The organism is Natronosalvus sp. KLKA75 (genome assembly GCF_059736265.1).
The window spans coordinates 237436-249882 of record NZ_CM185522.1; the positions used below are offsets into that span (position 1 = coordinate 237436).

Below are 12447 nucleotides of genomic sequence, written 5' to 3' on the forward strand. Positions count from 1 at the left end.
CAAGTATTGCAGTGACATGGCGACAGTCTCGGAGACGGAAACGGACGCGTACGACGAACTTCTCACGCGCATCGAGCGCATTTCGAACGTCGGCAACGCCGCCGGAATCCTCCGGTGGGACCAGGAGGTCGTGATGCCCGAGGGCGGTACGCCCGCGCGGGCGAAACAGCTCTCGACGCTCTCGGCGCTCGGCCACGAACTGCTGACCGACGAGCGAACCGGCGAGTTGCTCGAGGCACTCGAGGATACCGAACTCGACGGGGAAGAAGAAGCCGTCGTCCGCGAAATCCGACGGCGGTACGACCGGGCGACGAGCGTTCCCCAGGACCTCGTCGAAGAGATCTCGGAGACGACCGCGAACGCCCACCCGACGTGGGTCGAGGCCAAAGAAGAAGACGACTTCTCGATTTTCGAACCGACGCTCGAGAAACTGGTCGACCTGCAAAAGGAGTACGCGAACCACATCGATCCGGACGCCGATCCTTACGAGGTCCTCTTTGCCGACTACGAACCCTACCTCGACCTCGAAACCGCCGAGCGAGTCCTCGAGCGCTTGCGCGACGAACTCGTGCCGCTGCTTGAGGCCATCGACGACTCCGAGGCCGACGTCGAAACCGACGCGTTCGCGGGGACGTTCGACGACGACGATCAGGAGGCGCTGGCGCGCGACGTCCTGGACTCGCTAGGCTACGACTGGGACCGCGGTCGCCTCGACACCGCGCCGCACCCGTTCTCGACGGGCACTCAGTTCGACGCGCGCGTGACGACTCGCTTCGACGAGAACGACCTGCTGGGCTCGATCACGTCGACCATCCACGAGTTCGGCCACGCCAACTACACCCTCGGGCTCCCCGACGAGGGATACGGCACCCCGCTCGGTGAAGCGCGAGACCTGACCGTCCACGAGTCCCAGTCCCGCCTCTGGGAGAATCACGTCGGTCGTTCCCGTCCATTCTGGGAGCACTTCCTGCCGATCGCCCGCGAGCGCTTCCCCGAACTCGAGGACGTCTCCCCGGAGGCGGCCTACCAGGCGGCCAACCAGGTCTACGACGACAACCTGATCCGGGTCGAGGCGGACGAACTCACCTACCACCTCCACATCGTCGTTCGCTTCGAGATCGAACGCGACCTAATCTCGGGCGACCTCGAGGTGTCGGACGTGCCCGAAGCCTGGAACGACAAGTACGAGGAGTACCTCGGCGTCCGCCCCGAAACCGACGCCGAGGGCTGTCTCCAGGACATCCACTGGAGCCACGGCTCGTTCGGGTACTTCCCGACGTACTCGTTGGGATCGGTGCTCGCCGCGCAACTGTACGCCGCCGCCGAGGACGGCCTCGGAGAGCTCGACGACCGCGTCCACGAGGGCGACTTCGCGGACCTCAACGGCTGGCTTCGCGAGGAGATTCACGCCCACGGCAAGCGCTACACCACGCCGGACCTGGTCGAGGAAGCCACCGGCGAGGCCTACACGGCCGATTACTTCCTCGAGTACGCGAAGCACAAGTACGGCGACCTGTACGATCTCGAGAGCTACTGAGGCTGAGCCACTCTCGAGGCCGGCCGAACGGGCGCCAGTAATCCCGTATTGTGCCCGACGCAAGGCGATTTTTCGTCCCCGTAAGCCGGGGCTACTATACCCCTTTTCCAATAGAAGCGCTTTAGGGGACGTAACTCCTTGTACGTCTGTATGTCCCAGCGACAGGGCGCAGACCTCTCCTACGAGGACGGGGCGCGTGCAGTCGAACTCGCACGCGAATCCGTCGAATCCTACGTACGGCACGGCCAACGAGAACACCCGGGAAGCATGCGCGAGACCTTTTACGAGCGCACCGGCGCGTTCGTCCGGCTTGAATCGACCCGCGGTCGGGGCAGCCTCCGGGGCTGTGCCGGCGGCTATCGCTCGGGTGAACAGCTCGGTCACGTCATCGTCGACGCGGCGATCGAAGCCGCGAGCGGCGATTCCTGTGGCTCGGAGGTGACGCCCTCGGAACTCTCGAACCTGACCGTCTCGGTCTGTACGGTTCGGAACATCCTGCTCACCGACGACCCGCTCGAGGACCTCGAACTCGGAACCCACGGCGTCGCCATCGACGGCGGCGGCAACGCGGGGTGGCTCTACCCGACGATTCCGGTCGAGAACGGCTGGAGCGCCCGCGAGTACCTCGACCGAACGTGTCGCAAGGCCGGACTCCCCCCGACGGCCTGGCAGGACGACGACGTCGTCGTCACCCTCTTCGAGGGACAGGTCTTCCGCGAGCGCTCGAGCGACGGGAGCATCGAGGAACTGTAACGTCTCCCGTCGCGTCGGTCCTGGCTCGATGTGGCCCGCGCTCGGTGCCCAATCGCCGGACAGACGCACGTCGGAGGTGGCGCCTTCGGGAGGCGTCCACCAGGGGAGGGGGACACTACACTTTTTATAGCGAGCGGCGCATCGACGAACAGCATTTGACGCGTCGCCTGGCGCCTCAAGTCGGCAGTGAGTAGGGACGGCTGGCGGGTGAGGTGAGGTGAATTTCGACTGGTGCGAACTCGAGGTAAGGGGGACGGCTCCGCTCGACCCGGACAGCAACTCGACGTTCACGGATGCAAACGAGTCGGACCGGGGACTGCTTGACGGGCAGAAAGACCTCGACCGCTATGGGCTGGTATCGTACGAAGAGTACTGGATCGGCACCGATCCCCTGGACCCGGATACGAGCGGTGACGGGCTCGAGGACGGCTGGCAGGTCTACGTGTCGGGAACCGACCCGCTGGTGAACGACTCGTTCGACGACGGCGTTCTCAACCGCGACCGGGACCTCAGCGGCGACGGGTTAACGCTGCTCGAGGAGCAAGCCCACGGAACGAATCCGCACGTTCCGGATACCGACCGTGACGGATTGACGGATTACGCGGAGATACACGTCCACGGAACCGATCCACTGGTCCGAGACACGAGCGGCGACGGACTCACGGACGGCGAAAAGATTCGCCTCGAGCTCGATCCGCTGGCGAACGACACGGCCCCGGACGGGACGCCCGCGAGCGAGCGGACGTTCACGACGGAGACGACCGACGAGGACAGCGGGGTGACCGTTGCAGCGACTGGTAAGGGTGTCGTTGCCGACGGAATTCGAGTGACGAACGTCAGTGACGGATTGGACGCGGCCGATCCAGTCGCGGGGCCGATGGTTCGGATTACGAACGATACCGCCTTTGAAAGTGCGACGGTCGAACTCCCGATCGAGGAATCGATCGCCGACGCTGAAAATATCACGGTCATCAAGTGGGATCCGTCGACTGACGAGGGATGGAGGCCCGTCGACACGACGGTCGACGAAACGAATCGAACCGCGACAGCAACCGTTGGCTCGTTCTCGTACATAGTGCCAATTTACGGGGGCGGCACCGGGATTGGTAGTTGGCGGGTCACCGAATCGCCGGGCTGGCCGGTCCTCGAAGATTTCCAGACACTCGAGGGGTGGACGGCCGACGGCGACGTCGATCAGGTTAACGGTGTCGCCAAGGTGGGAAGCGGGTACGAGGTCCACGATAGTGACCACAGTTCATCGGAAAACGTCGGTATCCTGTAAATCCCGACGTGTGATAAGTACCCCAACATGGAGAATTGTGTGCCGACCGGTGGGGACGATGACGACGACAGCGACGGTGATAGTGGTGGCAACGATGATGACAGCGACGACGGTGATAGTAGTGGCGACGACGGTGATAGCAGTGGCGATGATAGTGGAAATGGCAGTGATGACGACGACCACGAGCCTGTTCCGACAATTTCGACCCTCGAGCGAACGGTATCGCTGTCCGAGGCGGAAACGATCCACTTCGACACGCGGTTGCGCGGAACCGGAGACGCCGAACTCAGGCTGATCAGTGACGACCGGACGAGAACGGTCTCTGCTCATACGGACTGGCACAACACATCGCTCATCGTCTCTGATTTCGCCGGCCAGGAGGTGACCGTCCAGCTCCGGGCCGAGAACGACGACGAACTCGAGGTCGACTACGTGAGTTTCCTCGAGGATACTGCGGACACCGGTATCCCCGACGAAGTCCAGACGATGCCCCTCAGGATGCGTCATGGTTCACCGGGCGTTTTCTGGTCCCCTCTCGACCTGGATCCGACGGTTGCGGACATGAGCGGCGACGGGCTGACCGACGCCGAGGTCATCGACCTCGAGTGGGATTTCGTCAGGTCCGATCGAGGCGACGGTGCCTGGGACCTCAAAGCCGTGGTCAACGGTGCTACTGCCCATCCCGCTCGTATCGATTCGACCGGCGACGGATTGACCGACCGCCAGCAACTCGAGGGCTGGAAGATCCACGTCGTCGACGAGCACAGCGACGCCGAAGCGATGATGGAGGCGCTCGTCGATCCGGACGGCGACCGCGACTTGGGGCAGTTTTTCACCGAACGGAGGGTGTACTCGAACCCGCTGATCGACGACACCGACGGCGACGGATTGAGCGACGCCGAGGAGTTCGAGCTGGGAACCGATCCCGAGCTTCGGGATACGACCGGTGACGGGATTTCGGATCGAGACGCTCTCGAACTCGACAGGGAGGATCCGACGATGTTCACGGTGACGCCGCCAGCGGTGAGCCTGTCGTCGATCAACGAGGGGATAAATAATGAAAAGTTCGAATTGCCGAAATACTGGGTGACCTATGGGTATGAACTCAGTGATTCCGCTGGCGTGGCGAGTGCTGAACTCAGGCGTGATGGTGCGAGATTTGACAAGAACACGTATCCTGGGAAGAAATCAGAATTCGACACCTCGACGTTCGAGTCGACCCTCGAGATCGCTCTCACTCCGTGGCGAGGCTCGCTGACGACGATCACCGTCGAAGACGTCCACGAGAACATAGGGACCGAGACGCTGTACTACAAACACCCTTACGCGGTCAAATTAGCGACCGAACTCAACTCGCCCGAGGAAGCAGGGGTTCTGACCGGTGTTACGATGGGTGCGGCCGAGTTGCCGGATTTCATCCGCCTGGTTCGGGAGGAGCCGCGAGAGATGGCGACGGCGATGACCGAGTTCATCGAGGAGATGGGACGTGCCTCTGTGGATCCGATGCGGAATCCCTGGGTCGAGATTGCGAAGGATCTGCCACCGAGCATCTATCACGATCAACAGCAGGCGAATCCGTATCCAGCTCCCTCGAGCGATCCACTCGAGTCGTTCTCGACGTGTCTGGGAACGCTCGGCTACTCTGACGGCGACCACCTGGGGCTCAGCGACGAGGAGTTTACCCACTGCCAGTTCGCCAACGGCTGGTATTCGGGGTACAGCGCGTTTCTCGTCATCGAGACGCTCGTCGGCGACAAAGGGTTCTCGAAAGGGGCGACGAGTGCGAGCGACGTGGCCACCCAGCTGCGGCGGGCCTCGGACGACCTCGAGAGCGTGTTGCCGGCGGTCCGGTCGGGGCAGTCGACGCGGACGACCCAGATCAGTCACCGGCTCGTTCCTGACGGAGGGAACCCGCACATCGATACGCCGGCGGTCAGGACCGGATTACAGGAGCGGGGCTTCTCGCCCTACAAACAAAAGACGGGAGTCTCACGACTCGATGAAATCTCCGGACCGCATCTGCAGCAGCTCTCGACGAGCGAGCAGACTGCACTGGCAGCCCGGCTGGCGAACAGTGCCGACGGAGACGCCGCGGTCCGGTTCGTCAACGACCTCGAGCGCGCGAGCGACGTGCGGTATTTCCTCGACGAGGAACTGGCAACGACGAACCGGCTGGTCGACCTCCACGCGAACAAATATCGCACGACGGGTCAGACTCGAGGCGCCGCACTCGAAGTCGTATCAGTAGTCATGGGAACGTCGTGTTTCTCGTCGATTGCCAGGCATCTAGTGCCACCACTCCAACGCCCGGGGACTCCGATCTCGGTCTGTTCGATAGGGAACTCAAAATGGCTGGAACGCATTTTCAGCAAGTATAACGTCGATCTTCCTCAGTTAGCGATAGTTCAATCACGTCGATCCGGACCGCCGAGTGGCTGTAAGCCTTCGCCGCTGAAGAACTCGCTTCTCTACATACGATGGTCGGATCGACCCGAGGATTTACTATCACCCACTCGAACCTTTCGAGACGAAATATGGCAACTGTTGACGAGACTGCCATCGACCCGTCGGACGCCTACGATCGGCTTCTCGAGCGATCCGAGAAGCTGACGAACGTCCGGATGGCGTCGATGGCGCTGGGGTGGGATCAACGGGTGATGATGCCCGAAGGGGGAACGCCGGCGCGAGCGGGGCAACTGTCGACGCTCTCGTCGCTCGCACACGAACTGCTGACCGCTGACGAGGTGGCGACGTGGCTCGAGGCGCTCGAGTCCGATGGGGTGACGCGGGATACGGGTAACGCCGATTCTGCGGACGGCCTCACCGACGAGCAGGCGGCGGTCGTCCGCGAACTCCGCCGGGAGCACGACCGGGCGGTCGACGTCCCGGCCGACCTGATCGAGCGGCTGACGGCCCACCAGGCCGAGACTCAGCAGGTCTGGCAGGAGGCGAAAGCGGCCGACGACTTCGAGCGGTTCGCACCGGCGCTCGAGGAACTGATCGCCCTCCATCGCGAGCGCGCCGCGGCGATCGACCCCGCGGAAAACCCCTATCGAGTGCTCTACGAGGATAGTTTGCCGTACCTGCCGCTCGAGACGGTCGAGCGCATCTTCGACGAGTTGCGCGAGCATCTCGTTCCGCTGATCGACGAGATTCAAGAGCGGGGCCGCGAGTTGCCGACGCCGTTCGCGGGCCACACTTACGACGAGGAGACCCAGATGGCGCTCTCGGAGGCCGTCCTAGACGTGCTGGGCTACGACCGAACCCACGGCCGTCTCGACACGGCTCCTCACCCGTTCATGTCCGGCAACCAGTTCGACGCCCGGATCACGACTCGCTTTCGGGAGGACGACCCGCTCGACGCGCTGACGGCGACGATTCACGAGTTCGGCCACGCGACCTACCAGCTCGGCCTCCCAAAAGACCAGTACGGAACCCCGCTCGGCTCCTCGCTCTCCTCGGGCGTCCACGAGTCCCAGTCTCGCTTCTGGGAGAACCACGTGGGCCGGACGAGAGCGTTCTGGGAGTTGATTCTCCCCACCGTAAAAGAGCACTTCCCCCACCTGGAGGACGTGACCGTCGACGAGGCGTACGCGGCGGTCAACCGGATCTACCCCGACAACCTGATCCGGGTCGAGGCGGACGAACTCACCTACCACCTGCACGTCATCCTCCGGTGTGAGATCGACCGGGCGTTCGTCGAGGGGGACCTCGAGGTCGTCGACGTCCCGCAGGTCTGGAACGACAAGATGGACGACTACCTCGGCGTCCGACCGGAGACCGACGCCGAGGGCTGTCTCCAGGACACCCACTGGTCGTACGGCTTCGCCGGCTTCCAGGGGTACACCATCGGGAGCGTGCTCGCAGCCCAGCTCGACGCCGCGATGCGCGAGGACCTCGAGGTAGACGCGCTCGTCCGGGAGGGGGAGTTCGACCCCCTGCGCGAGTGGATGACCGAGCACGTCCACCGCCACGGCCAGCGCTACCCGACCGAGGAGTTGATCGAGGTGGCGACAGGCGAACCGCTCACCGCCGAGTACTTCCTCGAGTACGTCGACGAGAAGTTCCGGGCGCTGTACGGACTGTAGCGCTGGATCGGCCCGGTTTCGAGCGGGCGCCGCGAGCGACCCTGTGTATGCCGGGCGAGTGCTTCTTTCTCCTGGTACCCTGGCTCGAGTATGCGCCTCTCGATACCGGGGATGCCGGGCATCTACTACGACACCGACGCCGAATCGACCGCGGTCACTCTCGCGCTCACTGCGGCGGGCCGCCGAGCGCCGAAACCGCACGGGTACGCCGTACAGGCGCTCCCGTACCTCTGGGGCTTCGACGTCGACCTCAACGACGTGCCGCCGGACCACCCGCTACAGTATCTCCACCCGGACGGCGCCCGGAGCATCCAGGAGTTCGCGCCAGACGAGAACCTCGAGCGGCTGGCGGGCGACGCCGATCGACTCGGGCGAGTGCTGTGGGCGATCAACGAGGAGACGGAGCGGGGCATCGAGCAGTTGATCGGCAAACGGCGCGAGGAGGAGACTCGAGGGACGACGATCGAGATCGAGTCCGGTGAGTCCGGGGGCCGCGATCGAGACCAGAATCGAGGTCGAGGTCAAGACCAGGGCCAGGATCAGCGTGCGAAACGACCTCGCGCCGACGAGTTCGGAGACGACGTCATCGAACCCGGACCCGACACCGACGCCGACGCTGACGCCGACGTCGATCCCGACACCAGCCACGACCCGGACTCCGACCCTCGAGCGTAGTCACTGTTCGTAGCCACTGCTCGTAATCACTGTTCGGATGACTTCGCCAGAGAGAATCCACGAGTATCGGCTGCCGTCGAACGTTCTGACGAGAAAATCGTCTACACCTACAGCCGCGGCAAGAACGCGTACAACAGCAACCCGAACGCGAGGTGCTGGAGCATCGTTTGCTCGACGGTCGCTCGGACGTAGTCCTCGTCGGCGATGGCGTACTCCTTCGTACGGACCTTCGCGTGCATCGAGAGCACACCCTCGTCCTCCAGCGCGTGGAGGCTCGGATAGACCGTCCCGGGACTGAGTTGGGCACCGAAGAGGTGCGTCAGGTCCGAGAGGAGCTCCTTGCCGTGGGTTTCGCCGTGGAGCGAGATGAGCATGAGGAGAATCTCGTCGAGGTTCTCCTTGATGATGGCGTCGTCGAACTGGACGTCGTCGGTCGGAAGCGCACTCGTGACCTCCGCCATGAGTTCGTCGAGTTCGCGCTCAACGGCACGACTGTCTTCTTTGGTCGTCCCGATCGTGATATCGTACTGTGCTGACTGCCCTGCCGCAGTCGCCGCGCTCGAGAACTGTTCGAGGACGGACTTCGTATTGGGGGGTTGCTCACGCATTTTCGAACACCTGGGGGGTTCACGACCGAACGCACCACCCTTCCCCACGCACGGGAGAACGGTTGGATTGATTCCATTTCCGATCGTGAATTACTCAAGAGGATGAACTACCACGTAATAAAGAACGTGGCCGATTCTTGCCGGTATGAAAACCGATTGTCCGAGATTGAAAGTTGCGTTTTCAGCACTCAGGCTCCGACTGAGGGGGTTTACGGGAGAATCTCAAACTCATATACGAAATAATACATGTCGTCCATCTCGACGGCCGAATCTGGATGGTCGGCGTCGTCGAGAAGATGGTGGTTCGCCGTCAGGAGAGGCTCGTCGCCTCGTCCCGGATGATGCTCACCATCTCACTCGGCTGACTCGAGTCCTTCTCCTCCTCGTCGTCCAGTCGACGCTCGACGCGACGTTCGGCCATCCGCGCGATCATCACGTGTTCCTCGAGGTCGTCGCCGCTGATCTTCGAGATGTACTCGAGGCTCTGAGCGTGGGCGCCAAAGAGCGTCCCCGACAGCGACTCGAGGGGGTACTCGAGGCTTGCGGGTTCGTCGTAGCGACGGTTGTGGATCTCGCCGAGCGAAAGGCCGCGGAGGTAGGAGGTCATCTGCTTGCGGACCAACGGGCTGATCCACCCGAGGGTTTCGTAGTACCGCAGGCAGTTGAGCGCGCCGGTGGTGCCGAAAGTCTCACCGAGGTAGCGAGCCCACTTGATCGTCGCGTCGGCGTGGGCCGAGGACTGTTCGAGCGATTCGAGGTACGGGGTGGGGGTGGGGGATGACATGATGGGGGTGTGGGGTGCCTGGCCGTCTGGCTGCGTGTCTGTTGGGTTCTTCGCCGGAGCAGGCATGAACATTCCCGTCATTTCGAGCGGTGAGTCGAGCGATGAGTCGCGGACAGCGGTGCTCGTTTTCGCGTCTTTGTGAGGGCCTCACACACAGGCCCAACATCTGCAGGGTTCGGAAGGGTTTACCCGTTGCACGCGATTGACTCGCGCATGAAGATTCTGGTCACGGACCCCATCGACGACGCGGGTCTGGACGTACTCCGCGACGCTGGCCACGAGGTCGAGACGGCCTACGAACTCGAGGGCGAGGCGCTCCTCGAGGCGGTTTCGACGGCACACGGGCTGATCGTACGCTCGGGAACGGAGGTCACGCGCGGGGTCCTTGAAGCGGGCGAGAACCTCGTGATCGTCGGGCGGGCGGGTATCGGGGTCGACAACATCGACATCGAGGCGGCCACCGACGAGGGGGTCATCGTCGCCAACGCGCCGGAGGGGAACGTCCGCGCGGCCGCCGAGCACACGGTCGCAATGACGTTCGCCGCCGCTCGCTCGATCCCGCAGGCACACGCCCGCCTGAAGGACGGTGAGTGGGCCAAGAGCGAGTTCCTGGGGACCGAACTCAACGGCAAGACCCTCGGCATCGTCGGCCTCGGTCGGGTCGGCCAGGAGGTCGCGAAGAAACTCGACGCGCTCGGGATGGACCTCGTCGCCTACGACCCGTACATCTCCGAGGAGCGCGCCGACCGCCTCGGCGCCGAACTCGTCGACCTCGAGACCTGCCTCGAGCGCGGCGACTTCCTGACGATACACACCCCGCTGACCCCGGAGACGGAAGGGTTGATCGGCGACGCCGAACTCGAGCGTTTCGGTCACGGCTACCTCGTGAACGTCGGTCGCGGGGGCATCGTCGACGAGGACGCACTCGCGGCGAAGGTCGAGCAGGGAGTGGTGGCGGGTGCGGCGCTCGACGTCTTCCGCGAGGAACCGCTCCCCGCGGACTCGCCGCTGCTGTTCGTCGAGGACGTCATCGTCACGCCCCACCTCGGGGCCTCGACCGAGGCCGCCCAGGAGAACGTCGCGACCTCGACGGCCGAACAGGTCGTCGCCGCCCTCGCGGAGGAGCCAGTCGCGAACGCGCTCAACGCGCCGTCGATCGACGAGAGCGCGTTCCCGCGCCTCGAGCCCTACATCAACATCGCCGAGACGGCAGGCAAGATCGCGGCCCAGGTGCTCGATGCCCGCATCGAGTCCATCGAGGTGCGCTACGAGGGCGACATCGCTGAGGAGGACGTCGAGTTCGTCACCGCCTCGGCGCTGAAGGGCGTTTTCGAACCGCTCGAGTGGCAGGTCAACGCCGTCAACGCCCCCCAGATCGCCGAGGACCGGGGCGTCGACGTGACCGAGTCGAAGAGTCGCCAGAGCGAGGACTTCCAGAGCCTGATCTCGGTGACGGTCTCGAGCGGCGACGACGCGATCACGGTCGACGGTACCCTGTTCGCGGGCAACGACCCGCGGATCGTCCGCATCGACGACTACCGCGTCGACGCCATCCCCCACGGGAAGATGGTCGTCACCCGGAACACGGACGAACCCGGCGTCATCGGCCTCATCGGGACCGTGATGGGTGCCCACGGCGTCAACATTGCGGGGATGTTCAACGCCCGGGAGGCCCACGGCGGGGAGGCGCTGACCGTCTACAACGTCGACGGCGAGGTACCCGACGAGGCGAGGGAGGAACTCGAGGCCGACGAACGGATCATCGGTGTTCGGTACCTCACGCTGAACGGGTAGTCGTTCGCCGGCGATTTCGCTCGTCTTCGGTCATCGTCGCTCGAGCTGTCAGAAATACTCATTTATGCCGCGCTTGGTGGTGTATACAGTGCAACACCAGTCGAGCCATGCCGTGCTCGTCGGCGACCCCGTGATCGGTACCGACGCGCACGATCGACTCCTGGTCGACGCCATCGTCGCGACAGCGGCGGTCTCGGAGTCGATAGCGATCCGTCTCGAGCGGCCGCACTTCGAAGACGACTACGACGACGTGATTTCCCTGCTCGAGGATCGATTCGGCGCACGGTCTGACGGTGACGAGATCGTCTACGAGGGAGCCACCGACCGCGAGATTGGCGACGAACTGACAGCACTGCTCACGATCGACTCCTGGCAGCGAGTGCACGCGCTCAGGTCGATTCGGCTCTCTCGCGACGGTCGGTGCTGTCTCGAGTACGTTCCGGAACACACGTCGCTCACCCTCGACGAGGACGCGAACCCCGCTGTGATTTCGGTCGTTCGCGCGGCACTCGAGCCTCATCCGGCGGGCGTGTTCTCGACGGAATCGCTCGTCGAGTGGGAGCACGGCGAGACGTCGTACCGCATCGCGCCGCCGTCGCTCTGTATCGGGAATACGTACTTCGGCGTGCGAATGCTGGCCAGAATCGAACCCGATCGGGATCAGCGCGTGATCGCGCTCTCCTGGCACGAGCCGTCAGCGGGTGTTCCCGGGCGCGTCCTCGAGAAAACGATCGGTCTCATCGGGGAGCCCCGCCCCCACGAACTCCGGTTCTCGTCGCTGGAGTCGTTCGAGTCGGCGCGGGACGTCCTCGAGCGTATTACCGATATTACGGCTATCGATGGTTCTTCCCGCTAGCTCGTCGGGTTTCCTGGACCGTGTCTTCGGCCACCGCCACAATTATTGCATCCGATAGCTAATTAATTGC

The 12447-nt window shown here is 63.7% G+C and carries 10 protein-coding genes; 8 read left to right on the forward strand and 2 right to left on the reverse strand.

Annotation, left to right across the window (positions count from 1 at the left end; translation table 11 throughout):
• Window positions 1–16 precede the first annotated feature (16 nt).
• From AC6I65_RS01155 to AC6I65_RS01180, 6 genes are all read left to right on the forward strand, one after another.
• Complete coding sequence (locus tag AC6I65_RS01155) at window positions 17–1537, forward strand: carboxypeptidase M32 (protein WP_497902280.1); 1521 nt, start codon at window positions 17–19, stop codon at window positions 1535–1537.
• Between the two features lie 150 nt (window positions 1538–1687).
• On the forward strand, window positions 1688–2290 hold the full coding sequence (locus tag AC6I65_RS01160) for a TIGR00296 family protein (RefSeq protein WP_253431914.1): 603 nt from the start codon (window positions 1688–1690) through the stop codon (window positions 2288–2290).
• A gap of 217 nt (window positions 2291–2507) precedes the next feature.
• Window positions 2508–3572 (forward strand): hypothetical protein, encoded by a 1065-nt coding sequence (locus tag AC6I65_RS01165; protein ID WP_497902281.1) that lies wholly within the window; start codon window positions 2508–2510, stop codon window positions 3570–3572.
• 39 nt (window positions 3573–3611) lie between these two features.
• Window positions 3612–6182 (forward strand): hypothetical protein, encoded by a 2571-nt coding sequence (locus AC6I65_RS01170; RefSeq protein WP_497902282.1) that lies wholly within the window; start codon window positions 3612–3614, stop codon window positions 6180–6182.
• Window positions 6107–7660: a carboxypeptidase M32 gene (locus AC6I65_RS01175; RefSeq protein WP_497902283.1), complete on the forward strand. Its 1554-nt coding sequence runs from the start codon at window positions 6107–6109 to the stop codon at window positions 7658–7660. Before AC6I65_RS01170 ends, AC6I65_RS01175 begins: the two co-directional genes overlap by 76 nt.
• Before the next feature lie 90 nt (window positions 7661–7750).
• Complete coding sequence (locus AC6I65_RS01180; protein ID WP_497902284.1) at window positions 7751–8335, forward strand: hypothetical protein; 585 nt, start codon at window positions 7751–7753, stop codon at window positions 8333–8335.
• A gap of 107 nt (window positions 8336–8442) precedes the next feature.
• On the opposite strand, the gene AC6I65_RS01185 is transcribed toward AC6I65_RS01180, so the two are convergent.
• Together AC6I65_RS01185 and AC6I65_RS01190 are read right to left on the reverse strand one after the other, a co-directional pair.
• Window positions 8443–8943: a helix-turn-helix transcriptional regulator gene (locus AC6I65_RS01185; protein WP_497902285.1), complete on the reverse strand. Its 501-nt coding sequence runs from the start codon at window positions 8941–8943 to the stop codon at window positions 8443–8445.
• Between the two features lie 310 nt (window positions 8944–9253).
• Window positions 9254–9727, reverse strand: coding sequence for a FlaD/FlaE family flagellar protein (locus tag AC6I65_RS01190; protein WP_497902286.1), 474 nt, complete (start codon window positions 9725–9727; stop codon window positions 9254–9256).
• A gap of 213 nt (window positions 9728–9940) precedes the next feature.
• Here AC6I65_RS01190 and serA point away from each other — a divergent pair, with 213 nt between their 5' ends.
• Together serA and AC6I65_RS01200 are read left to right on the forward strand one after the other, a co-directional pair.
• Window positions 9941–11521: a phosphoglycerate dehydrogenase gene (gene serA / locus AC6I65_RS01195; protein ID WP_497902287.1), complete on the forward strand. Its 1581-nt coding sequence runs from the start codon at window positions 9941–9943 to the stop codon at window positions 11519–11521.
• Between the two features lie 88 nt (window positions 11522–11609).
• On the forward strand, window positions 11610–12377 hold the full coding sequence (locus AC6I65_RS01200; RefSeq protein ID WP_497902288.1) for a hypothetical protein: 768 nt from the start codon (window positions 11610–11612) through the stop codon (window positions 12375–12377).
• The last annotated feature ends 70 nt before the right edge of the window (window positions 12378–12447 follow it).